The organism is Pseudomonas sp. 8AS (assembly GCF_902506505.1).
Taxonomy (GTDB): Bacteria; Pseudomonadota; Gammaproteobacteria; order Pseudomonadales; family Pseudomonadaceae; genus Aquipseudomonas.
This window is the reverse complement of the sequence record NZ_LR733406.1, coordinates 1,694,822-1,718,790: the sequence shown is the minus strand read 5'-3', so window position 1 is coordinate 1,718,790 and position 23,969 is coordinate 1,694,822. Positions and strand designations below refer to the sequence as shown.

Sequence of the window (23,969 nt, the reverse complement as noted above, 5' to 3'; positions counted from 1 at the left end):
GGCCCGTACGTGGCTTGTGGTGCGCGCGGCGCACCGACTTGAACCCAGCCTAGGGCGCAAACAGCTCCAGCTGTTCATGGCGTCCGCGCAGATCGACCAGCCTGACTCCCACGCCCAATAACCGCACCGGCTTGTTGCCGCGGGCGAAGGCGGCGCTGAGCAGCAACTGGTAGCTGTTCAGGTCGCGCCGCGCGCCGGCCTGTTCCAGGGTGGTCTGGCTGAAGTCGTGGAACTTGACCTTGACGAAGGGTTTGTCCGCCTTGTAGCTGCTGTCCAGGCGCGCCAGGCGGGTTTCCAGCTGCTCCAGCAGCTCCGGCAGGCGCTTCAGGCACAGCGCCAGGTTGGGGATGTCCTCGTCGTAGGTGTTTTCCACGCTCACCGACTGGCGCCGGCTGTCGGTCTGCAGGGCGCGCTCGTCGATGCCGCGGCAGAGGTTCCACAGGCGCTCGCCGAAACTGCCGAACTCGCGGGCCAGGGCCAGCCGGCTCCAGTCGCGCAGGTCCAGGCAGGTGCTGATGCCCAGGCGCCCCAGCTTGTCCGCGGTGACCTTGCCCACCCCGTGCAGCTTGCTCACCGGCAAGGCGGCGACGAACGCCTCGACCTGGTCCGGGGTGATGACAAACAACCCGTTGGGCTTGCGCCAGTCGCTGGCGATCTTGGCCAGGAACTTGTTCGGCGCCACCCCGGCGGACACGGTGATATGCAGCTCCTGCGACACCCGGCGGCGGATTTCCTGGGCGATGCGCGTGGCGCTGCCGGAAAAATGCGGGCTGGCGCTGACGTCCAGATAGGCTTCATCCAGCGACAAGGGTTCGATGATCTCGGTGAAATCGCGAAAGATGCCGTGAATTTCCCGGGAAACCGCCTTGTAGGCGTCCATCCGCGGCCTGACCACCTGCAGATCCGGGCACAGTTTCAGGGCCTGGCGCATGGGCATGGCCGAACGCACGCCCCAGGCCCGCGCCTCGTAGTTGCAGGTGGCGACCACCCCGCGGCGATCGGCGGCGCCACCCACGGCCAATGGCTTGCCGGCCAGGCGCGGGTCGTCACGCATCTCGATGGCGGCGTAGAAGCAGTCGCAATCCACATGGATGATCTTGCGCACGAAAAGTCCGGAAAGCCCCAGCAGGCAAGCCCTGAAGAGCCCGAGTCTACCATCCGCCCATCGCTAAGCACCTGAGTGATCAGGATTTTTTCCAAGTTAAAGGTTGACAGCCGAGGATTTGGCGATAGAATTGGCGCCGCGGGATGGAGCAGTCTGGTAGCTCGTCGGGCTCATAACCCGAAGGTCGTAGGTTCAAATCCTGCTCCCGCAACCAGTTTCGAAGAAAGGCCACTCAAACGAGTGGCCTTTTTCGTTTCCGCCTTTTTATTTAAGTAATTGATTAAAAAGCAGAAATAGATTGACAGAAACTTATCCCGCAGTAGAATTGGCGCCGCGGGATGGAGCAGTCTGGTAGCTCGTCGGGCTCATAACCCGAAGGTCGTAGGTTCAAATCCTGCTCCCGCAACCAGTTTCGAAGAAAGGCCACTCAAACGAGTGGCCTTTTTCGTTTCCGCCTTCCGTATCCTGCCCCGGCCTCGAAAACAGGCACTCCCTCGGCGCACGCACCATTCTGGTGTTCACCCCGCCCGCCCACGCCCTGCGAAATCCCGTCCACACTGGTGGTATCTGGCTGTCCGGCATTCGGCCCGCTTATTGCTTTGCTCGCATAAATACTTGACTGAATAGTCAATTAAATTATCCAGGGCGGCGCCCGTCAGCGAGCGCAACGCCCCCGTGCGGAGCAGAATGTGTGGTAACAGCGATAACCCTGCGCCTTGTCCGGCGAGCCGGGCAAGAAGGAGCGACGGCATGATCCGTTTCCTTCTCAACCAGCGCCTTTGCGAAGAGCGCGACCTCGACCCCAACCTCACGGTGCTCGACTACCTGCGCCGCGTCCAGGGCCGCACCGGCACCAAGGAAGGCTGCGCCTCCGGCGATTGCGGCGCCTGCACCGTGGTGCTGGCCGAACTGGCGGGCGAGCACTTGCGCTACCGGGCGATCAACGCCTGCCTGACCTTCGTCGCCAGCCTGCACGGCAAACAGCTGATCAGCGTCGAAGACCTCAAGCAGCAGGGCCGCCTGCATCCGGTGCAACAGGCCATGGCCGACTGCCATGGCTCGCAGTGCGGCTTCTGCACCCCCGGTTTCGTCATGTCGCTGTTCGCCCTGCACAAGGGCGTGCAGCAGTACGACCCGCACGCCACCCAGCAGGCGCTGGCCGGCAACCTGTGTCGCTGCACCGGCTACCGGCCGATCCTCGCCGCCGCCGAACAGGCCTGCGCCCAGCGCCAGGCGGATGCCTTCGACGTCCATGCAGCCGAGACCATCGCCCAGTTGCAGGCCATCGCCCGCACGCCGGCCGAGAGCCTCGCCGGCAACGGCCACCGCTGCCTGCTGCCGAGCAGCCTGGAGCAGCTGGCCGAGCAATTCGCCGCCCACCCCGAGGCCCGCCTGGTCGCCGGCGGTACCGACCTGGCGCTGGAGATCACCCAGTTGCACCGCGAGCTGCCGCTGCTGATCCACCTCGGCCAGGTCGAGGCACTCAAGCGCATCGCCGTACTGCCCGACCGCCTAGAAATCGGTGCCGGCGTCGCCCTCAGCGACTGCCAGGCCCTGCTCGGCGCCGACTACCCGGACTTCGGCGCCCTGCTGGAGCGCTTCGCTTCCTTGCAGATCCGCAATCAGGGCACCCTCGGCGGCAATATCGGCAACGCCTCGCCGATCGGCGACGCCCCGCCTCTGCTGATCGCCCTCGGTGCCCAGCTGATCCTGCGCCTGGGCAGCCAACAGCGCCGCCTGGCCCTGGAGGACTTCTTCCTCGACTACAAGCTGACCGCCCGCCAGCCCGGCGAATTGATCGAGAAGGTCATCGTGCCGCGCCCCGTCGCCGGCCAGCAGTTCCGCGCCTACAAGGTGTCCAAGCGCCTGGACGACGACATCTCCGCGGTCTGCGCGGCCTTCAGCCTGCAGCTGACTAACGGCATGCTCGGCGCGGTGCGCATCGCCTTCGGCGGCATGGCCGGCATTCCCAAGCGCGCCACGGCCTGCGAACAGGCGCTGAGTGGCCGGCCATTCGACACGGCCACCGTGGAAGCCGCCTGCGCCGCCCTGGCCCGGGACTTCACCCCGCTCAGCGACTTTCGCGCCAGCCGCGACTACCGCCTGCTGGTGGCGCAGAACCTGCTGCGCCGCTGCCACCTGGAATTGACCCAGCCGCACATCGCCACCCGGGTGACCGACCATGCATAAGCCCGCCCCCAGCCAGCAGCAACTGGCCGACCTGTTCCGCCAGGGCCTCGCCACCGGCGTGGGCAAGCCGCTCAAGCACGAGAGCGCGGACAAGCACGTCAGCGGCGAGGCGCTCTACGTCGACGACCGCCTGGAGTTTCCCAACCAGCTGCACCTCTATGCCCTGCGCAGCGAGCGCGCCCACGCGCGGATCACCCGCCTGGACACCACGGCGTGCCAATCCATGCCCGGCGTGGCCCTGGTCATCACCCATGAAGACGTGCCGGGCCAGCTGGATATCGGCCCGCTGCTGCCGGGCGACCCGCTGCTGGCCGATGGCCTGGTGCAGTTCGTCGGCCAGCCGATCCTCGCGGTGGCCGCCGACAGCCTGGACAACGCCCGCCGCGCGGCCCAGGCCGCCATCGTCGAATACCAGGACCTGGAACCGCAGCTCGACGTGGTAGAGGCCATGCGCAACCGGCAGTACGTGGTCGACAGCCACCAGCAGCGCCGCGGCGATGCAGCCGCCGCCCTGGCCGGCGCGCCGCATCGCCTGCAGGGCCAACTGCAGATCGGCGGCCAGGAACACTTCTACCTGGAAACCCAGGTGTCCTCGGTGATGCCCGGCGAAGACGGCGCCATGCTGGTGTACTGCTCCACGCAGAACCCCACCGAGGTGCAGAAGCTGGTGGCCGAGGTGCTCGGCATCCCCATGCACAAGGTGGTGGTCGACATGCGCCGCATGGGCGGCGGCTTCGGCGGCAAGGAGACCCAGTCCGCCGGCCCGGCCTGCCTGTGCGCGGTGGTCGCCCACCTCACCGGGCGCCCGGCGAAGATGCGCCTGCCGCGCTTCGAAGACATGCAGATGACCGGCAAGCGCCACCCCTTCCATGTCGAGTACGAGGTCGGCTTCGACGACGACGGCCGCCTGCTGGCCACCCACATGGAACTGGCCGGCAACTGCGGCTACTCGCCGGACCTGTCGCGCTCGATCGTCGACCGCGCCATGTTCCACGCCGACAACGCCTACTTCCTCGGCGCCGCGCTGATCAACGGCCACTGCTGCAAGACCAACACCGCCTCCAACACCGCCTTCCGCGGCTTCGGCGGGCCCCAGGGCATGCTGCCGATCGAGGAGGTGATGGAGCGCATCGCCCGCCACCTCGGCCTCGACCCGCTGGAGGTGCGCAAGCGCAACTACTACGGCCAGGGCGAGCGCAACGTCACCCACTACGGCCAGACCGTGGAGCACAACCTGCTGGCCGAGATGACCGCCGAGCTGGAGGCCAGCAGCGACTACCACGCCCGCCGCGCGGCGATCCGTGCCTTCAACGCCGCCAGCCCGGTGCTGAAGAAGGGCCTGGCGCTGACCCCGGTGAAGTTCGGCATCAGCTTCACCGCCAGCTTCCTCAACCAGGCCGGCGCGCTGATCCACGTCTACAGCGATGGCAGCATCCACCTCAACCACGGCGGCACCGAGATGGGCCAGGGCCTCAACACCAAGGTCGCCCAGGTGGTGGCCGAGGTGTTCCAGGTCGATATCGGGCGCATCCAGATCACCGCCAGCAACACCGACAAAGTGCCCAACACCTCGCCCACCGCCGCCAGCAGCGGCAGCGACCTCAATGGCAAGGCCGCGCAGAACGCCGCCGAGATCATCAAGGCGCGCCTGGTCGAATTCGCCGCCCGCCACTTCGGCGTGGCCGAGAGCGAAATCGAATTCGGCAACAACCAGGTGCGCGCCGGAACGCAATTGCTGCCGTTCGACGAACTGGCGCGACTGGCCTGGATCGGCCAGGTGTCGCTGTCGTCCACCGGCTACTACCGCACGCCGAAGATCCACTACGACCGCGCCAGCGGCCAGGGCCACCCCTTCTACTACTTCGCCTACGGCCTGGCCTGCGTCGAGGCGCTGGTCGACAGCCTGACCGGCGAGTACCGGCTGCTGCGTGCCGACATCCTGCACGACGTCGGCGCCTCGCTGAACCCGGCCATCGACATCGGCCAGGTCGAGGGCGGCTTCCTCCAGGGCGTCGGCTGGCTGACCTGCGAGGAACTGGTGTGGGACGCCCAGGGCCGCCTGCTGACCAGCGGCCCGGCCAGCTACAAGATCCCCACGGTGGCCGACATGCCGGCCGACCTGCGGATCAAGCTGGTGGAGAAGCGCCAGAACCCGGAAGACACGGTGTTCCACTCCAAGGCCGTTGGCGAGCCGCCGTTCATGCTCGGCATCGCCGCCTGGTGCGCGATCAAGGACGCCGTGGCAAGCATCGCCGACTACCGCGTGCAACCGGACATCGACGCCCCCGCCACCCCGGAACGGGTGCTGTGGGGCGTGCAGCAGATGAAACAGGCGCTCAAGGCATGAGCGCTTTCGCAGGAGGGGCCTTGGCCGCGACCGCAGGCCACACACAAGCATCGCGGCCAAGGCCCCTCCCACAGAAGCAGCAGTCCGCACACGACCCTGAGCAGGGGGGAGCAAGATGAACAACTGGCTCGAAGCCCTGGCCGACCTGCAGCAGCAGGACCGGCCCTGCGTGCTGGTCACCGTGATCGAGGAACGCGGCTCCACCCCGCGCAATGCCGGGGCGAAGATGGTGGTCGCCGCCGAACGCAGCCACGACACCATCGGCGGCGGCCATCTGGAATACAAGGCCCTGCAGATCGCCCGCGAAATGCTCGACGCGGGCGCCCAGCAGCCGCGCCTGGAGCGCTTCGCCCTCGGCGCCAGCCTCGGCCAGTGCTGCGGCGGCGCCACCGTGCTGCTGTTCGAACCCATCGGCCGTGCCCAGGCGCGCATCGCCGTGTTCGGCGCCGGGCATGTCGGCCGCGCCCTGGTGCCGCTGCTCGCCAGCCTGCCGTGCAAGGTGCGCTGGATCGACTCGCGCGAGGCGGAGTTTCCCGACCCGCTGCCGCGCGGGGTGGAGCGCGTCGTCAGCGACGAGCCCGTCGACGAGGTGGCCGAGCAGCCAGCCGGCACTTACTTCATCGTCATGACCCACAACCACCAGCTCGACCTGGAACTGACGGCCGCGATCCTCGCCCGCAACGACTTCACCTGGTTCGGCCTGATCGGCTCGAAGAGCAAGCGTGCGCGCTTCGAACACCGCCTGCGCGAGCGCGGCCTGGCCAGCGAGGTGGTGCAGCGCATGCGCTGCCCCATGGGCCTCGCCGAGGTCAAGGGCAAGCTGCCGATGGAGATCGCCGTGTCCATCGCCGGCGAAGTGATCGCCACTTACAACGCCCATTTCGGCAACCAGTCGGCCAAGGGCAGCCTGGCACAGTTGCTGCCAGACTCACGCCGTGCATAACCAGATTGCTCCTGTAGGAGGGGCCTTGGCCGCGACGCTTTTGGGTTGCCCTCAGTCGCGGCCAAGGCCCCCCCTACAGCCACAGAACCCGGGAAGACCATGAGCCAGATCCAAGCCTTTCGCGCCGCCCTGCTGCACAGCCTGGCCGACCCCGCCGAGGTGGGTAACGCCCACAGCCACCAGTACTTCGCCGACGGCCTGCTGCTGGTGCAGGACGGCAAGATCCTGCGCGCCGGCCCGGCCGCCGAGCTGCTGGCCCAGCTGCCTGCTGAGGTAACGGTGCAGCACTTCCCCGACGCCCTGCTCTGCCCCGGCTTCATCGACACGCATATCCACTACCCGCAGACCGGCATGATCGGCGCCTACGGCGAAGACCTGCTGCACTGGCTGAATACCTACACCTTCCCGGTGGAGTCGCGCTTCGCCGATCCGGCCCATGCTGCCGAGGTCGCCGAGCTGTTCATCCAGGAGCTGCTGCGCAACGGCACCACCACCGCGCTGGTGTTCGCCACCGTGCACCCGCAGTCGGTGGATGCCCTGTTCGGCGCCGCCGAAAAACGCGATCTGCGCCTGATCGCCGGCAAGGTGCTGATGGACCGCAACGCCCCCGACTACTTGCTCGACACCGCGGAAAGCGGCTACGCCGAGAGCAAGGCGCTGATCGAGCGCTGGCACGGCAAGGGCCGCCTGCACTACGCGGTGACCCCGCGCTTCGCCCCCACCAGCAGCCCCGCGCAGCTCGACCAGGCCGCCCGCCTGCTGCGCGAATACCCGGACCTGTACCTGCACACCCACCTGGCGGAAAACCTGCGCGAGATCGACTGGGTGCAGGCGCTGTTCCCCGAGCGCTCCGGCTACCTGGATGTCTACGACCACCACCGGCTGCTCGGCGCGCGGGCGGTATTCGCCCACGGCATCCACCTGTGCGACGGCGACTGCCAGCGTCTGGCGCAAACCGGCTCGGCGCTGGCGTTCTGCCCCACCTCCAACCTGTTCCTCGGCAGCGGCCTGTTCGACCTGGAGAAGATGGAGCGCCACGGCGTGCGCGTCGGCCTGGGCACCGATGTCGGTGGCGGCACCAGCTTCTCCCAGCTGCGCACCCTAAGCGAGGCGTACAAGGTCGGCCAGCTGCGCGGCCACCAGACCCACCCGTTCAAGCTGCTGCACCTGGCCACCCTGGGCGGCGCCAGGGCGCTGTATCTGGATGACCGGCTGGGCAACTTCCTGCCGGGCAAGGACGCCGACTTCGTCGTCCTCGACCGCAAGGCCACACCGCTGCTCGACTACCGCCTGCGCCAGGCCGGCAGCCTGGAAGAGAGCCTGTTCGCCCTGATCACCCTCGGCGACGACCGGGTGATTCGCGCCACCTACGCCGCCGGGCGCTGCGTGCACCAGCGCGAAGCAGGCTGACCTGCGATGTGCCTGAGCGGCACCAGAACGGCTCAGCTGCCGCGATAGGTCGAGTAACTGTAGGGCGAAACCAGCAGCGGCACATGGTAGTGCTGCGTGCTGTCGGCCACGCCGAAGCGCAGCACGATGACATCGAGGAAAGCCGGCTCGGGCAGCGCCACACCGAGGGCCCGGTAGTAGTCGCCCACGGCGAACTGCAGCTGGTAGGTGCCGGCGCTGAGCGCAGCGCCTTCCAGCAAGGGCACGTCGCAGCGCCCGTCGGCGTTGGTCTGCGTGCGGCCGAGCAGCTGCAGCTGCGCGCCGTCCACACGGTACAGCTCGATGGCGATGGCACTGCCCGGGCGACCGTGCGCGGCATCCAGTACGTGGGTGGTCAAACGACCCATAGCATTCTCCTGTCGCTGGCCCGGCGCTGCCCGTGCAGGCCGGCGGCTGATCGGCTTCTATACTTGACCAATCGGGCAAGTTTTTTGCAAGACGCTTGCCAGCACAACCGCCCTGGTTTTCGTCAACCACACTGTATCCATACCACAGCAGAGGAAACCCGACTTGGCCACCGACTACCCCCGCGACCTGATCGGCTACGCCGGCACGCCGCCGCACCCGCAGTGGCCGGGTGACGCGCATATCGCCCTGTCCTTCGTGCTCAACTACGAGGAAGGCGGCGAGCGCTGCATCCTGCATGGCGATGGCGAATCGGAAGCCTTCCTCTCCGAGATGGTCGCCGCCCAGCCGCTGCCCGGCGCGCGCCACATGAGCATGGAGTCGCTGTATGAATACGGTAGCCGCGCCGGCGTCTGGCGCCTGCTCAAGCTGTTCCGCGAACAGGGCATCCCGCTGACCATCTTCGCCGTGGCCATGGCCGCCCAGCGCCACCCCGCGGCGATCCGCGCGATGGTCGCCGATGGCCACGAGATCTGCAGCCACGGCCTGCGCTGGATCAACTACCAGGACATGCCCGAAGCCGAGGAACGCGCGCACATGGCCGAGGCCATCCGCATCCTCGGCGAGATCGCCGGCCAGCGCCCGCTGGGCTGGTACACCGGGCGCACCGGGTCGAACACCCGGCGCCTGGTAATGGAGGAAGGCGGCTTCCTCTACGACAGCGACACCTACGACGACGACCTGCCCTACTGGGAAAAGCGCACCCCGCACGGTCAGCCGCACCTGGTGATTCCCTACACCCTGGACACCAACGACATGCGCTTCACCCAGGTGCAGGGCTTCAACAGCGGCGACGACTTCTTCACCTACCTCAAGGACGCCTTCGACGTGCTCTACGCCGAGGGCCAGGCCGGCGCGCCGAAGCTGCTCTCGATCGGCATGCACTGCCGCCTGCTCGGCCGCCCGGCGCGCCTCGCCGCCCTGCAGCGTTTCATCGCCTATGTGAAGGGCCATGAGCGCGTGTGGTGCGCCCGCCGTGTCGACATCGCCCGCCACTGGCACGCCGTGCATCCCTGCCCGCCGCAGGTGCAGCCATGAGCCACTTCCACAGCCTGACCCCGTCGAGCCTGAGCCGCGCAGCCTTCATCGCCGCCTTCGCCGACATCTACGAGCACTCACCCTGGGTCGCCGCGCGCACCTACGACCAGGGCGAGCCGGCCAGCTTCGACGAGATCGACCGCCTGCACGCGCAGATGGCCGCCGTGCTGCTGGCCGCCAGCCGCGATGAACAACTGGCGCTGATCAACGCCCACCCGGACCTGGCCGGCAAGGCCGCCATCCGTGGCGAGCTGACCGCCGCCTCCAGCGCCGAACAGGCCGGCGCCGGCATCCAGGACTGCAGCCCCGAGGAGTTCGCCCGTTTCAGCGCGCTCAACGCGGCGTACAAGGCGCGCTTCGGCTTCCCCTTCATCAAGGCGGTGAAGGGCAGCAACCGCCAGCAGATCCTCGCCGCCTTCGAACAACGCCTCCACCACAGCCCGGAACAGGAATTCGCCACCGCCCTGGCGGAAATCAACCGGATCGCCCTGCTGCGCCTGCAAGCCCTCTGACTGGATACCGCCACCGTGAAGACCCATGCCGCCCCCTTCGAGAAATACCTCAACCTGGCCGACGCCCGCCTCGGCACCCGCGCCCTGTCCGTCAGCGACGACTGGTTCGCCCCGGTCGAGCGCATGCTGCAACCCACCCCGGCGGTGTGGAAGGAAGGCCTGTACGACGACAACGGCAAGTGGATGGACGGCTGGGAGTCCCGGCGCAAGCGCTTCGAAGGCCATGACCATGCCGTGCTGCGCCTGGGCGTACCCGGCTCGATCAAGGGCGTGGACATCGACACCCGCTTCTTCACCGGCAACTACCCGCCGTCCGCCTCGCTGGAAGCCTGCTTCATCGACGCTGGCGGTGACCCGGACGACTCCACCACCTGGAGTGAGGTGCTGCCCGCCGTCGCCCTGCAAGGCGACAGCCAGCACCTGCACGCCATAGACGACGAGCGGCCGTGGACCCACCTGCGCCTGAACATCTACCCGGACGGCGGCGTGGCGCGCCTGCGCGTGTACGGCATCCCCTACCGCGACTGGTCGGCTGCCGGCGCCGAGCGCCTCGACCTGGCCGCCGCCGTCAACGGTGGCCGCGCCCTGGCCTGCTCCGACGAGCACTACGGCAGCATGAGCAATATCCTCAGCCCCGGCCGCGCCGAGAACATGGGCGGCGGCTGGGAGACCGCAAGGCGGCGCACGCCGGGCTTCGACTGGGTGATCGTGCAGCTGGGCCACCCCGGCGTGATCGAGGAAGTGCTGGTCGACACCCTGCACTACAAGGGCAACTACCCGGACAGCTGCTCGCTGCAGGCGGCCTACGTGAAGGGCGGCACCGACGCGCAGATCGAGACCCAGAGCCTGTTCTGGCGCGAGCTGCTGCCCAGCCAGAAGCTGCAGATGGACTGCGAGCAGCGCTTCGCCGCGCTCAACCAACTGGGCCCGGTGACCCATGTACGGCTGAACATCTTCCCGGACGGCGGCGTCAGCCGCCTGCGCCTGTTCGGCAAGCCGGCCAAGTAATGCACAGCCGTAGGAGGGGCCTTGGCCGCGACGCGCCTGTGTTGCCGGCAGTCGCGGCCAAGGCCCCTCCTACAACAGCCATCTGCCCCTGTGAGAGCGGCTTCAGCCGCGATAAGCGTCATCAAGCCCTGCGAGAACACTCATGCGCACACTGACCATCGAACCGCTGACCGCCCAGGCCTTCGCCCCCTTCGGCGAGGTGATCGAGGCCGAGGGCCGCGAGTTCTTCCTGATCAACAACGGCTCGACCCGGCGCTACCACCGCCAAGCCGAGGTGCAGACCAGCGGCGCGGACGATGCGGCGATCATCAGCCTGTTCCACGCCACCGCGCTGCCGATGCCGCTGACCATCGCCATGCTCGAACGCCATCCGCTGGGCAGCCAGGCATTCATGCCGCTCAGGGGCCAGCCGTTCCTGATCGTCGTCGCCGCGCCCACCGAGCAGCTGCACGGTGACCAGCTGCGCGCCTTCCTCAGCAACGGCCGCCAGGGTGTCAACTACCGCAAGGGCGTGTGGCACCACCCGGTGCTGTGCCTGGCCGATGAAGACGACTTTCTGGTGATCGACCGCGCCGGCCCGGGCGCCAACTGCGACGAACACTTCTTCCCCGAGGCCGAGCAATGGCTGCTCGACCCGGCATCCATCCACAGGGGATAACACCTTGGCTGCACACCTGCTCGAATGGCTCAACCTGGCGGTGCGCTGGTCGCACATGATCTTCGGCATCGCCTGGATCGGCGCCTCGTTCTACTTCGTCTGGCTGGAGAACCATCTGGACCGGCGCGCCCCGCGCGACGGCCTGGCCGGCGACCTGTGGGCGATCCACGGCGGCGGCATCTATCACCTGGAAAAGTACCAGCTGGCGCCGCCGCGGATGCCGGAGAAACTCCACTGGTTCAAGTGGGAGGCCTACAGCACCTGGCTGTCCGGCGTGGCCCTGCTGACCCTGGTGTTCTACCTCGAACCGAGCCTGTACCTGTTGGCTCCCGGCAGCGACCTGGCGCCGTGGCTGGCCGTAGCCATCGGCCTCGGCTCGCTGGCCCTCGGCTGGCTGGCCTATGACCAACTGTGCGACTCGCCCCTGGGGCGCCAGCCGCTGCTGCTCGGCATCGTCCTGTTCGTCCTGCTGGTCGCCGCCGCCTGGGGCTACAGCGAGGTATTCAGCGGCCGTGGCGCCTACCTGCATGTGGGTGCGCTGATCGGCACCATCATGGTCGGCAACGTCTTTCGCACCATCATGCCGGCGCAGCGCGCCCTGGTCGCCGCCATCGAAGCCGGCCGCACACCCGATCCGGCGCTGCCGGCCAAGGGCCTGCTGCGTTCGCGGCACAACAACTACTTCACCCTGCCGGTGCTGTTCATCATGATCAGCAGCCACTTCCCCAGCACCTACGGCAGCGCCTGGAACTGGCTGATCCTGGCCGCCATCGCCGCCCTGTCGATCGGCGTGCGGCACTACTTCAACACCCGCCACCGCAGCCAGCAGTTCGCCTGGACCCTGCCGGCCGCGGCGCTGGGCATGCTCTGCCTGGCCTTCGTCAGCGCCCCGCGGCACGAGCCGGCCGCCGCCAGTGCGCCGGTCGAGTTCAGCCAGGTGCAGGCGGTGATCGCCCAGCGCTGCGCCAGCTGCCACGCGGCCAAGCCGAGCAGCCCGCTGTTCGCCAGCGCGCCGGCCGGGGTGATGTTCGACAGCGACGCGCAGATCCGCCAGCAGGCCACGCGGATCAAGGCCCAGGCGGTGGACAGCCGGATCATGCCGCTGGGCAACCTGACCCAGATGACCGAGGCCGAACGCGCCCTGCTCGGCCGCTGGATTGCCGAACAGGCGCAGCCCATCGCGCCGTAGACGCGCCCTGCTCTTCTAGGAGCGGCTTCAGCCGCGAAAAACCGGCAGCACCAAGCAGCCTGGATTCGCGGCTAAAGCCGCTCCCACAGAAAAGCGCGCCGGCTCGCTGGCATAGTGCAGGACACGTAGGTATTTCGTGATCATCTGGTCAGGAAATTGCAAGGTCAGCGGCGTCAGACCTTTCCACTGCCCGCCCGAGAGCCTCGATGAACCTGTACATCCCTTCGCACAGCAGCAGCCCGGAAAAACCGGCCGGGCGCATCCGCCAGCACAACGAGGAAGTCATTCTCGCCGCCGCCGAGGAGGAGTTCGCCCGTCACGGCTTCAAGGGCACCAGCATGAACGCCATAGCCCTCAAGGCCGGGCTGCCCAAGGCCAACCTGCACTACTACTTCAGCAACAAGCTGGGCCTGTACCTGGCGGTGCTGGCCAACATCATCGATCTGTGGGACAGCACCTTCAACCACCTCGGCGTCGACGACGACCCGGCCGAGGCGCTAAGCCGCTACATCCGCGCCAAGATGGAGTTCTCGCGCAAAAACCCCGACGCCTCGCGCATCTTCGCCATGGAAGTGATCGGCGGCGGGCCCTGCCTCAGCGAGTATTTCAACCAGGACTACCGCAGCTGGTTCAACAGCCGCGCCGCCGTGTTCCGGGCCTGGATCGACGCCGGCAAGATCGACCCGGTGGACCCGGTGCACCTGATCTTCCTGCTGTGGGGCAGCACCCAGCATTACGCCGACTTCGGCTCGCAGATCTGCCGGGTGGTGGGCAAGAGCAGGCTGACCCGCCAGGACTTCAACCAGGCCGGCGACAACCTGATCCGCATCATCCTCAAGGGCTGCGGCCTGACTCCGCCACCTGCGGCCGGCAGCGCTTCGCTCCCGTAGGGAAATCGTGAACAGGTTATAGGGGACGGTTTCAGTCGGAGGTTGGGTTGAGGAGCAGCGCGACGAAGCCCAACGATCCTGCCTCGGTTGTTGGGCTTCGCTGCGCTCAACGCCAACCTACCCACGCAGGCCCGCAAGGCTGCACCCGCCTGCCACCGGCACTTGCCCACAAAGCTCCACAGTTTCTGTGGACGAAGCTGTGCATAACCTCTGTAGCGCTGGCTGCAGGCCAGTCGCCACAGGCCCTGCGCAGCTCTGTATGTTTTTTGACCAATAGATACAAGTACCTGTTTTTGTTTGACTTTTTTATCAAAGTCCCGATAGCGCAGCGGCCACGAGCTGGCCTCGACGCCCTTTCCCGGCCGGCTCCCGGGCAGTGCACGACGCACCAGAGTCGGGCGGTTTCCAGCCGCCGGCCGCCCCTCGACGGGCTGCGCCGCAGCGCAAAAGGCCGCCGGCGCAGGCCCCGGCAAATTTCCTGACTAATTGGCCAAATATTTGCTTAGGCACAGCAGTCGAAACCCAACCACCGAGCCGCCCATGTCCCCATCCGCATCGCCAGCGCGTCTTGAGCTACGCGCCATCAGCAAGCGCTACCCCGGCTGCCTGGCCAACGACCGCATCGACCTGCGCATCCAGCCGGGCGAGATCCATGCCCTGCTGGGCGAGAACGGCGCCGGCAAGAGCACCCTGATGAAGATCATCTACGGCGTGACCCAGCCGGACAGCGGCGAGTTGTACTGGCAGGGCCGGCGCATTCAGGTACGCGATCCGGCCCAGGCCCGCGACCTGGGCATCGGCATGGTGTTCCAGCACTTCTCGCTGTTCGAGACCCTGACCGTGGCGCAGAACATCGCCCTGGCCCTCGGCCGCCAGGCCGGCACGCCGCAGCAGCTGGAGCCGAAGATCCGCGAGGTGGCGCAGCGCTACGGCATGGGCCTGGAGCCGGAACGCCTGGTGCACAGCCTGTCGATCGGCGAACGCCAGCGGGTGGAGATCATCCGCTGCCTGATGCAGGACATCCGCCTGCTGATCCTCGACGAGCCGACCTCGGTGCTGACCCCGCAGGAGGTCGACGAACTGTTCGTCACCCTGCGCGCCCTGGCGGCGGAGGGCTGCAGCATCCTGTTCATCAGCCACAAGCTCGGCGAGGTGCGCGCGCTCTGCCACAGCGCCACGGTGCTGCGCGCCGGCCGGGTGTCCGGCGAGTGCGTGCCGAGCCAGTGCAGCGACCTGCAACTGGCGCGCCTGATGGTCGGCGATGCCGAAGGCCTGGAGGCCAGCTACCCGAAGGTCGCGGGCGGGCTGACCCGGCTGCGCGTGGACGACCTGAGCTGGCACAACGCCGACCCGTTCGGCACCTCGCTGCGCAACCTGCGCCTGGAGGTACGCAGCGGCGAGATCGTCGGCATCGCCGGGGTCGCCGGCAACGGCCAGGACGAACTGCTCGCCCTGCTCAGCGGCGAAGTGCGCCTGGCCCAGGAGGAGCGCGCGCGCATCAGCATCGATGGCGAGCCGGTGGCTGACCTCTACCCGGATGCCCGCCGCCAGCGCGGCCTGGCCTTCGTCCCCGCCGAACGCCTCGGCCACGGCGCCGTGCCGGAGCTGAGCCTGGCCGACAACGCCCTGCTCACCGCCTTCCAGCACGGCCTGCTGAGCCACGGCATGATCCGCTCGCACAAGGTGCTGGAGCTGGCCGAGGAGATCATCCGCCGCTTCGCGGTGAAGACCCCGGACGCCCAGGCCCAGGCGCGCAGCCTGTCCGGCGGCAACCTGCAGAAATTCATCCTCGGCCGCGAGATCCTGCAGAACCCCAGGCTGCTGGTCGCCGCGCACCCCACCTGGGGCGTGGATGTCGGCGCCGCGGCGGCCATCCACCGCGCGCTGATCGCCCTGCGCGATGCCGGCGCGGCGATCCTGGTGATCTCCGAGGACCTCGACGAGCTGTTCCAGATCAGCGACCGCCTCGGCGCGCTGTGCAGCGGCCGCCTGTCGCCGCTGCAGGCCACCGGGCAGACCCATACCGTGGAGGTCGGCCGCTGGATGGCCGGCCAGTTCGCTTCCCCGCAAGACGCCGCCTGACGAGAACGCCGCCATGCTGTTATCCCTCGAACCCCGTATCCAGCAGTCGCGCGCCATGCTCCTGCTGTCGCCGCTGCTGGCCGGGGTGCTCACCCTGCTCAGCGGCGCGCTGCTGTTCGCCGTGCTCGGCCACGATCCGCTGGTCACCTTCCATACCCTGCTGATCGCGCCGATCAGCGACTTCTACGGGGTCTCCGAACTGCTGATCAAGGCCCTGCCGATCCTGCTCTGCGCCTTCGGCCTGGCCGTGGCCTACCAGGCACGCATCTGGAACATCGGCGCCGAGGGCCAGCTGCTGATCGGCGCCCTGGCCGGCAGCGCGGTGGCGGTCAACATCATCGGCTGGGACACGCCCTGGGCGCTGGCCTGCGTACTGGCCGCCGGCGTGCTCGGCGGCGCCGCCTGGGGCGCGCTGGCGGCCTGGCTGCGCACGCAGTTCAACGCCAATGAAATCCTCACCACCATCATGCTCAACTACATCGCCCTCAACCTGTTGCTGTTCTTCGTCCACGGCCCGCTGAAGGACCCGCACGGCTTCAGCTTCCCCGAGTCGGCCATGTTCGGTGACGCCAGCCGCCTGCCACAGCTGTTCGAGGACGGCCGCGTGCACATCGGCGTGTGCTTCGCCCTGTTCGCCCTGGTGGCCGTGTGGGTGCTGCTGCAAAAAAGCTTCATCGGCTTCCAGATCAAGGTGCTCGGCCTGGACCAGCGCGCCGCCGGCTTCGTCGGCTTCCGCGAGAAGAAACTGGTGTGGCTGGTGCTGCTGATCAGCGGCGGCCTGGCCGGGCTGGCCGGGGTCAGCGAAGTCAGCGGGCCGATTGGCCAGCTGGTGCCGCAGGTCTCGCCCGGCTACGGCTACGCGGCGATCACCGTGGCCTTCCTCGGCCGCCTCAACCCGCTGGGCATCCTCTTCGCCGGCCTGCTGATGGCCCTGCTCTACCTGGGCGGCGAAAGCGCGCAGATGACCCTCAACCTGCCGCAATCGCTGACCGAACTGTTCCAGGGAATGATGCTGTTCTACCTGCTGGCCTGCGACGTGCTGATCCTCTATCGCCTGCGCCTGCACCTGAAATGGCGCCAGCGCGCGGCGCTGCCCGAAACGGCCAGCGCCTGATGAACCCGCAATCACCTGTCGGAGGGGCCTTGGCCGCGACTGCTCTGCATGGGCCAAGGGTCGCGGCCAATACGGTTTGCCGCCCAGCCCCTCCTACAAACACCCTTCCGTTCACCTGCCGCCCGCGGCGCGCGGCCTGAGGCTTCGACTATGGATCTCGATCTGGTAAGCAACATCCTCTACGCCATGGTGCGCTGCGGCACCCCGCTATTGCTGGTCGCCCTCGGCGAGCTGGTGTGCGAGAAAAGTGGCGTCCTCAACCTCGGCCAGGAAGGCATGATGCTGTTCGGCGCGGTGATCGGCTTCATCGTCGCCCTCGCCAGCGGCAGCCTGTGGCTCGGCGTGCTGCTGGCCTGCCTGGCCGGCATGCTGCTGGCCGCGCTGTTCGCCCTGGTCGCCCTCGGTTGCCAGGCCAACCAGGTGGCCACCGGCCTGGCCCTGACCATCTTCGGCGTCGGCCTGTCGTCCTTCGTCGGCGCCGCCTGGGTCGGCAAGCCGCTGGCCGGCTTCGAGCCGATCGCCATCCCGCTGCTGGCGGATATTCCGCTACTCGGCCACATGCTGTTCCAGCAGGATCTGCTGGTCTACCTGTCGTTCGCCCTGTTCGGCCTGGTGGCCTGGGTGCTGCTCAACAGCCGCCTCGGCCTGATCCTCCGGGCGGTCGGCGAGAACCCCGACGCGGCCAGCGCCATGGGCCTGCCGGTGCTGCGCGTGCGTACCCTGGCGGTGCTGTTCGGCGGCGCCATGACCGGCATGGCTGGCGCCTACCTGTCGCTGGCCTACACGCCGATGTGGGCGGAAAACATGAGCGCCGGGCGCGGCTGGATCGCCCTGGCCCTGGTGGTGTTCGCCAGCTGGCGGGTGTTCCGCGTATTGCTCGGCGCCTACCTGTTCGGCCTGGCCAGCATCCTCCACCTGGTGGCCCAGGGCATCGGCGTGAGCATCCCGGCCAACCTGCTGGCGATGCTGCCCTACGTGGCGACCATCCTGGTGCTGGTGGTGCTCTCGCGCGATGCGCTGAAGACCCGCCTGTACGCCCCGGTGTCCCTCGGCCAGCCGTGGAAGGCCGGGCATTGACGAGCAGGCAGCCAGGCCCCTGTAGGAGGGGCCTTGGCCGCGACCCGACGAATCAGACCCAAACAGCATCCCACAACGGGTAATCACCCACCCTGCGCACCAGACCGGCCCGCAGGGGATTGGCCACGATGTAACGAGCAACTGCACGCAGGTCTTCTTCCCGCCGTAGCGCGCGGTCATGGTAGCCGTCCTGCCATAGCCGGCCGCTCAGGCCGAGCTGGCGATTGATGCTGCGGGCACTGTTGGACTTGATCCGACGCATCAGCTCGGGCAGTGCGCCATGTTCCAGCTGGATGAGCCAGTGCAGGTGATCAGGCATCACCACCCAGGCCAGCGAATTGACCCTGGCCTGATCATGGGCGGCGCGCAGTTCGGCAATGAGCAGGCGGCCGGTAGAGAAGTTCTGGAAATAGGGCTGGCGGTCTTTGACCACGGCCGTCAGGAGATATACGGCGCCGGCGTGCGAATGGCGCCCGAGTCTTAGCCGATTGGCATGTGGGTTGCTGGTCAGTGGCATTCCATTGCCTCCTGTGAACACGAGCCACGAGTATTGCAGGGCCGATCGCAAGTGTCGCGGCCAAGGCCCCTCCTACAAAGCCAACGCAAGCCCCCGCGCCTCGGCGCCCCTGGATCAGCAGACAGGGCAACACTGAGCTGGCCAACCTGAACCCATTTTTCAGAGGAGCCGGCCATGTCCGCAGCGCGTATCTGGATCAAGAACCCGCAAGCCATCTTCACCGCCAATGAGCAGGACGCCCGCGGCGGCCTGGTCGTCGAGGGCGCGCTGATCGTCGAACTGCTGGCCGCCGGCCAGGTTCCCGCGCAACCCTGTGCGCAGGTGTTCGATGCCAGCCAGCACGTGCTGCTGCCGGGGCTGATCAACAGCCATCACCACTTCTACCAGACCCTCACCCGCGCCTGGGCGCCGGTGGTCAACCAGCCGCTGTTCCCCTGGCTGCAGGCCCTCTACCCGGTGTGGGCGCGGCTGACCCCGGCGCAGCTGGCCCTGGCCTGTCGCGTGGCACTGGCCGAGCTGCTGCTGTCGGGTTGCACCACTGCCGCCGACCATCACTACCTGTTCCCCCGGGGCCTGGAGGAAGCCATCGACGTGCAGGTCGAGGCCGTGCGCGAGCTGGGCATGCGCGCCATGCTGACCCGCGGCTCGATGAGCCTGGGCCAGGCCAATGGCGGCCTGCCGCCGCAGCAGACCGTGCAGCAGGGCCAGGTGATCCTCGACGACAGCCTGCGCCTGATCCGCCGCTACCATCAGCGCGAAGCCGGGGCACAGATCCAGATCGCCCTGGCCCCCTGCTCGCCGTTCTCGGTGACCAGCGAGATCATGCAGGCCAGCGCCGAACTGGCCGCCCAGCAGGACGTGCGCCTGCACACCCACCTGGCCGAGACCCTCGACGAGGAGGCCTTCTGCCAGCAGCGCTTCGGCCTGCGCACCGTCGACTACCTGGACAGCGTCGGCTGGCTCGGCCCGCGCACCTGGCTGGCCCACGGCATCCACTTCAATGCCGAGGAAATCGCCCGCCTGGGCGCCGCCGGCACCGGCATCTGCCACTGCCCGGTGTCGAACATGCGCCTGGCCTCGGGCATCTGCCCGACCCTCGACCTGCAGGCGGCCGGTGCCCCGGTCGGCCTGGGCGTGGACGGATCGGCTTCCAACGACGCCTCCAACCTGCTGCTCGAAGCGCGCCAGGCCCTCTACCTGCAGCGCCTGCGCTACGGCGCCGAGCGGATCACCCCGCAACTGGCCCTGGGCTGGGCCACCCGCGGCTCGGCCAGGCTGCTCGGACGCCGCGATATCGGCGAACTGGCCGTGGGCAAGCAGGCCGACCTGGCCCTGTTCAAGCTCGACGAACTGCGCTTCTCCGGCAGCCACGACCCGCTTTCCGCGCTGTTGCTGTGCGGCGCCGAGCGCGCCGACCGGGTGCTGGTTGGCGGGCGCTGGCGGGTGCTTGATGGGCAGATCGAGGGCCTCGACCTCGGCGCACTGATCGCCGCCCACCGCCAGGCGGCGCGGCAGCTGGTCGGCGGCTGAAGAGCGGGCAGCCCGTGCCCGGAAGCCTTGCACCAGTTTCAGGCCCGAGGTCGCTAAAACGCGCCGTTATTGACCATCAAGACAGGTTTCATCCGCAGGCACGGCCCGCGACATCAACCGCGCAGCGCCAGCCAGAGTTATTTGTCTTGTTGGTCAATTTTTTGCATTGGTCGTCACGCCTCTTTCGGCCCACCCATAAAGACTCGACACGGAGCACTGCAGCCTATGTCCACCCCGTCCCTCAAAGCCCTGGTTCGTGGCGTTGCCGCCGCCATCGGCCTGACCGCATCCCTCGGCGCGCTGGCCGCCGACCCGCTGAAAGTCGGCTTCGTCTATGTCGGCCCGATCGGCGACCACGGCTGGACCTACCAGCACGAACAGGGCCGCCAGGCGCTGATCAAGCAGTTCGGCGACCAGGTACAAACCAGCTTCGTCGAGAACGTGGCCGAAGGCGCCGACGCCGAACGCGTCATCCGCAACATGGCCAAGGGCGGTTACGACCTGGTGTTCACCACCTCGTTCGGCTACATGAACCCCACCGCCAAGGTCGCCAAGCAGTTCCCCAAGGTCACCTTCGAGCACGCCACCGGCTACAAGCAGGACAAGAACCTCGGCACCTACCTGTCGACGTCCTATGAAGGCCGCTACGTCGGCGGCTTCCTCGCCGCCAAGATGACCAAGAGCAAGAAGATCGGCTACGTCGCCTCCTTCCCGATTCCGGAAGTGATCCGCGACATCAACGCCATCCAGCTGGCCCTGGACAAGTACAACCCGGGCAGCGAGATCAAAGTGGTGTGGGTCAACTCCTGGTTCGACCCGGGCAAGGAAGCCGATGCCGCCAACGCCCTGATCGACCAGGGCGTCGACGTGGTGTTCCAGCACACCGACAGCCCGGCGCCGATCCAGACCGCCGAGCGCCGCGGCGTCTACTCCGTGGGCTACGCCTCGGACATGGCCCACTTCGGGCCGAAGGCCGTGCTCACCTCGATCGTCAACAACTGGGGCCCGCACTATGTGAAGAGCACCCAGGCCGTCATCGATGGCAGCTGGGCGCCACAGGACTACTGGGGCGGCCTGAAGGAAGGCACCATCGAACTGCCGATCAGCGACCTGGTCCCGACCGAGGTCAAGGCCGAAGCCGAAACCATCATCGCCAGCATCAAGGACGGCTCCTTCCACCCGTTCACCGGCCCGATCCTGGACCAGAGCGGCGCGGTCAAGATCGCGGCCGGCAGCACCGCCAGCAACGCCGAACTGGCCGGCATGAACTACTACGTCAAGGGCATCACCGCCGAGATGCCGAAGTAAGCAACAGCCGTAGGAGGGGCCTTGGCCGCGACCGTTCTTACGCAGATCGCAGTCGCGGCCAAGGCCCCTCCCACACAAGCCAAGCAACACCAAGCAGTACCAAGCAATCCGCGCCGTCCCTTTCCCCGGAAAGAACCGCGCACCAAGGGCGCACCGCAGTGCGCCCTTTTCGCTGCCCTGGGTACGAGAAGACTCGCAGCACCTACACCCCTCCAGGAGCACCCATGAACTCACTTCCGATCATCGACATCGCCCCCCTGTACCACAGCGACCCGGCCGGCTGGCCGCAGGTTGCCCGACAGATCGACCAGGCCTGCCGTCAGTGGGGCTTCTTCTACATCAAGGGCCACCCGATCGGCGCCGCGCGCATAGCCGAACTCAAGGCCGCCGCCGTGGACTTCTTCGCCCGCCCGGATGCCGAGAAGCTGCGCATCGACATCACCCAGACCCGCCACCACCGCGGCTACGGCGCCATCGCCACCGAGCAGCTCGACCCCGGCCAGCCCTGCGACCTCAAGGAAACCTTCGACATGGGCCTGCACCTGAGCGCCGAGCACCCCGAGGTGCTGGCCGGCAAGCCGCTGCGCGGGCCCAACCGCCACCCGGACATTCCCGGCTGGCAGGCGCTGCTGGAACAGCACTACCTGGACATGCACGAACTGGCCAAGACCCTGCTGCGCGCCATGGCCCTGGCGCTGGGCATCGAGCGCGACTTCTTCGACCGCCGCTTCGAGCAGCCGATCAGCGTGCTGCGCCTGATCCACTACCCGCCGCGGCAGACCGCCAGCAGCGCCGCACAGCAAGGCGCCGGCGCGCACACCGACTATGGCTGCGTGACCCTGCTGTACCAGGACGACGCCGGCGGCCTGCAGGTGCAGAACCTGCAGGGCCAGTGGATCGACGCACCGCCGATCGACGGCACCTTCGTGGTCAACATCGGCGACATGCTGGCGCGCTGGAGCAACGACCACTACAAATCCACGCCGCACCGGGTAATCAGCCCGCTGGGAGTGGACCGCTACTCCATGCCGTTCTTCGCCGAACCCCACCCGGACACCGAAATCAGCTGCCTGCCCGGTTGCCAGAATCCTGAACATCCGGCCAAATACGCGCCGATTTCCTGCAGCGACTACATGCTCTCGCGCTTCGCCGAGACCTACGCCTACCGCCGCGAAGAGGCCAGCGCGTAGAGCCCACACCCGCGCTGTAGGAGGGGCCTTGGCCGCGACCGGGAGCACGTCAAAAGCGGTCGCGGCCAAGGCCCCTCCTACCCAAGCCCGACCCGCGCAACAGCGCCACACCGATTAAACTGCACCTATTACGCCTGACCACGAGACTGCCCCCATGTACGACTGGCTCAACGCCCTGCCCAAGGCCGAACTGCACCTGCACCTGGAAGGCTCGCTGGAGCCCGAGCTGCTGTTCGCCCTGGCCGAACGCAACAAGATCGCCCTGCCCTGGGGCGACGTGGACAGCCTGCGCGGCGCCTATGCCTTCAACAACCTGCAGGAATTTCTCGACCTCTACTACCAGGGCGCCGACGTGCTGCGCAGCGAGCAGGACTTCTACGACCTGACCTGGGCCTACCTGCTCAAGTGCAAGCAACAGAACGTCATCCACACCGAGCCGTTCTTCGACCCGCAGACCCACACCGACCGCGGCATCCCCTTCGAAGTGGTGCTGCGCGGCATCCAGCAGGCGCTCGACGATGGCCACAAGCAACTGGGCATCAGCCACGGCCTGATCCTCAGCTTCCTCCGTCACCTGCCGGAAGAGGCCGCGTTCAAAACCCTGGAGCAGGCCATGCCGTTTCGCGATGCCTTCGTCGCCGTCGGCCTGGACAGCTCGGAGATGGGCTTTCCGCCGCGCCTGTTCCAGCGCGTGTTCGCCAAGGCCCGCAGCGAAGGCCTGCTGACCGTGGCCCACGCCGGCGAGGAAGGCCCGCCCGAGTACATCTGGGAAGCGCTGGACCTGCTCAAGATCGAGCGCATCGACCACGGCGTGCGCGCCATGGAAGACGAACGCCTGATGCAGCGGATCATCGACGAGCAGATCCCGCTGACCGTCTGCCCGCTGTCCAACACCAAGCTCCGCGTGTTCGACGACATGCGCCAGCACAACATCCTGCAGATGCTCGAACGCGGGGTGAAGGTGACGGTCAACTCCGACGACCCGGCCTACTTCGGCGGCTATGTCACGGAGAACTTCGCCGCCCTGCACGACAGCCTCGGCATGACCCAGGACCAGGCCCGGCGCCTGGCGCAGAACAGCCTGGACGCGCGCCTGGTCAAGTGACCCCGGCGCCCCGGCCTGGTCCGGAGCAGCCCCGTCGATCCCCGCAGTACGCCACACAATGGCGCAAAGTTGCGCCAGCTTGAGGCACTCAAGCCCGCGGCGGGCAGCCCATTGCAGCCCGCCGAGGACGCTAAACGCCCCGCGATCCGGCCAGCTGAACCAGGCAGCCAGTCCATGCCATAGCAATACCGGGACAGCCCTCCGTTTTTCAATTTTTCTGTCCATGCAGACAGGAACTGGCGCTGTTCTTGCTCATACAAGAAAGCCTGACCAACACGACAGGTTCAAAACCATAATTCGACCATTCAGGAG

20 protein-coding genes and 2 tRNA genes are annotated in these 23,969 nt (G+C 67.5%); 19 read left to right on the top strand and 3 right to left on the bottom strand.

Annotated features, from left to right (window positions below; translation table 11 throughout):
* Positions 1 to 49: 49 nt before the first annotated feature.
* On the bottom strand, positions 50 to 1,105 hold the full coding sequence (gene dinB / locus GV001_RS08050) for a DNA polymerase IV (protein ID WP_160079119.1): 1,056 nt from the start codon (positions 1,103 to 1,105) through the stop codon (positions 50 to 52).
* A gap of 137 nt (positions 1,106 to 1,242) precedes the next feature.
* Here dinB and GV001_RS08045 point away from each other — a divergent pair.
* The 6 genes from GV001_RS08045 (at position 1,243) to guaD (ending at position 7,995) form a co-directional block, all read left to right on the top strand.
* Positions 1,243 to 1,319 (top strand) — tRNA-Met (locus GV001_RS08045).
* A gap of 118 nt (positions 1,320 to 1,437) precedes the next feature.
* Positions 1,438 to 1,514, top strand: a tRNA-Met gene (locus GV001_RS08040).
* A gap of 341 nt (positions 1,515 to 1,855) precedes the next feature.
* A complete protein-coding gene (xdhA, locus tag GV001_RS08035) occupies positions 1,856 to 3,295 on the top strand; it encodes a xanthine dehydrogenase small subunit (RefSeq protein ID WP_160079118.1) in 1,440 nt (479 codons plus the stop codon).
* Positions 3,288 to 5,642, top strand: coding sequence for a xanthine dehydrogenase molybdopterin binding subunit (xdhB, locus tag GV001_RS08030; protein WP_160079117.1), 2,355 nt, complete (start codon positions 3,288 to 3,290; stop codon positions 5,640 to 5,642). Before xdhA ends, xdhB begins: the two co-directional genes overlap by 8 nt.
* Before the next feature lie 115 nt (positions 5,643 to 5,757).
* Complete coding sequence (gene xdhC / locus GV001_RS08025) at positions 5,758 to 6,585, top strand: xanthine dehydrogenase accessory protein XdhC (RefSeq protein WP_160079116.1); 828 nt, start codon at positions 5,758 to 5,760, stop codon at positions 6,583 to 6,585.
* Between the two features lie 99 nt (positions 6,586 to 6,684).
* The gene (gene guaD, locus GV001_RS08020) at positions 6,685 to 7,995 is read left to right on the top strand and encodes a guanine deaminase (protein WP_160079115.1); all 1,311 of its coding nucleotides are present in this window, start codon (positions 6,685 to 6,687) and stop codon (positions 7,993 to 7,995) included.
* A 32-nt stretch (positions 7,996 to 8,027) separates the two neighbouring features.
* Here guaD and uraH read toward each other — a convergent pair whose 3' ends face one another.
* Positions 8,028 to 8,381, bottom strand: coding sequence for a hydroxyisourate hydrolase (gene uraH / locus GV001_RS08015; protein WP_160079114.1), 354 nt, complete (start codon positions 8,379 to 8,381; stop codon positions 8,028 to 8,030).
* Positions 8,382 to 8,544: 163 nt separating this feature from the next.
* Here uraH and puuE point away from each other — a divergent pair, with 163 nt between their 5' ends.
* The 9 genes from puuE to GV001_RS07970 all read left to right on the top strand — a co-directional run bounded on the left by puuE (position 8,545) and on the right by GV001_RS07970 (position 18,007).
* Entirely contained in the window at positions 8,545 to 9,477 is a 933-nt protein-coding gene (gene puuE / locus GV001_RS08010) for an allantoinase PuuE (RefSeq protein ID WP_160079113.1), read from the top strand.
* Positions 9,474 to 9,989 (top strand): 2-oxo-4-hydroxy-4-carboxy-5-ureidoimidazoline decarboxylase, encoded by a 516-nt coding sequence (gene uraD / locus GV001_RS08005; RefSeq protein ID WP_160079112.1) that lies wholly within the window; start codon positions 9,474 to 9,476, stop codon positions 9,987 to 9,989. The genes puuE and uraD overlap by 4 nt, the downstream gene beginning before the upstream one ends.
* 15 nt (positions 9,990 to 10,004) lie before the next feature.
* A complete protein-coding gene (alc, locus tag GV001_RS08000; protein ID WP_160079111.1) occupies positions 10,005 to 10,997 on the top strand; it encodes an allantoicase in 993 nt (330 codons plus the stop codon).
* Positions 10,998 to 11,139: 142 nt separating this feature from the next.
* Positions 11,140 to 11,655: an ureidoglycolate lyase gene (locus GV001_RS07995; RefSeq protein ID WP_160079110.1), complete on the top strand. Its 516-nt coding sequence runs from the start codon at positions 11,140 to 11,142 to the stop codon at positions 11,653 to 11,655.
* A gap of 4 nt (positions 11,656 to 11,659) precedes the next feature.
* Positions 11,660 to 12,844 carry a urate hydroxylase PuuD gene (locus tag GV001_RS07990; protein WP_160079109.1) on the top strand — a complete coding sequence of 395 codons (1,185 nt, stop codon included), beginning with the start codon at positions 11,660 to 11,662 and terminating at the stop codon, positions 12,842 to 12,844.
* A gap of 206 nt (positions 12,845 to 13,050) precedes the next feature.
* Positions 13,051 to 13,734 carry a TetR/AcrR family transcriptional regulator gene (locus GV001_RS07985; RefSeq protein ID WP_160079108.1) on the top strand — a complete coding sequence of 228 codons (684 nt, stop codon included), beginning with the start codon at positions 13,051 to 13,053 and terminating at the stop codon, positions 13,732 to 13,734.
* A 540-nt stretch (positions 13,735 to 14,274) separates the two neighbouring features.
* Positions 14,275 to 15,816, top strand: a complete 1,542-nt coding sequence (locus GV001_RS07980; protein WP_160079107.1) for an ABC transporter ATP-binding protein — start codon at positions 14,275 to 14,277, stop codon at positions 15,814 to 15,816.
* 13 nt (positions 15,817 to 15,829) lie between these two features.
* Positions 15,830 to 16,930 (top strand): ABC transporter permease, encoded by a 1,101-nt coding sequence (locus GV001_RS07975; protein WP_160079106.1) that lies wholly within the window; start codon positions 15,830 to 15,832, stop codon positions 16,928 to 16,930.
* A gap of 150 nt (positions 16,931 to 17,080) precedes the next feature.
* Positions 17,081 to 18,007 carry an ABC transporter permease gene (locus GV001_RS07970; RefSeq protein ID WP_160079105.1) on the top strand — a complete coding sequence of 309 codons (927 nt, stop codon included), beginning with the start codon at positions 17,081 to 17,083 and terminating at the stop codon, positions 18,005 to 18,007.
* Between the two features lie 52 nt (positions 18,008 to 18,059).
* On the opposite strand, the gene GV001_RS07965 is transcribed toward GV001_RS07970, so the two are convergent.
* Entirely contained in the window at positions 18,060 to 18,518 is a 459-nt protein-coding gene (locus GV001_RS07965; RefSeq protein ID WP_160083234.1) for a transposase, read from the bottom strand.
* 180 nt (positions 18,519 to 18,698) lie between these two features.
* On the opposite strand from GV001_RS07965, the gene GV001_RS07960 reads away from it, so the two are divergent.
* From GV001_RS07960 to GV001_RS07945, 4 genes are all read left to right on the top strand, one after another.
* Complete coding sequence (locus GV001_RS07960) at positions 18,699 to 20,054, top strand: 8-oxoguanine deaminase (RefSeq protein ID WP_160079104.1); 1,356 nt, start codon at positions 18,699 to 18,701, stop codon at positions 20,052 to 20,054.
* A gap of 225 nt (positions 20,055 to 20,279) precedes the next feature.
* On the top strand, positions 20,280 to 21,362 hold the full coding sequence (locus tag GV001_RS07955) for a BMP family ABC transporter substrate-binding protein (RefSeq protein WP_160079103.1): 1,083 nt from the start codon (positions 20,280 to 20,282) through the stop codon (positions 21,360 to 21,362).
* Positions 21,363 to 21,586: 224 nt separating this feature from the next.
* Positions 21,587 to 22,552: an isopenicillin N synthase family oxygenase gene (locus GV001_RS07950; RefSeq protein WP_160079102.1), complete on the top strand. Its 966-nt coding sequence runs from the start codon at positions 21,587 to 21,589 to the stop codon at positions 22,550 to 22,552.
* A gap of 154 nt (positions 22,553 to 22,706) precedes the next feature.
* A complete protein-coding gene (locus tag GV001_RS07945) occupies positions 22,707 to 23,657 on the top strand; it encodes an adenosine deaminase (protein ID WP_160079101.1) in 951 nt (316 codons plus the stop codon).
* The last annotated feature ends 312 nt before the right edge of the window (positions 23,658 to 23,969 follow it).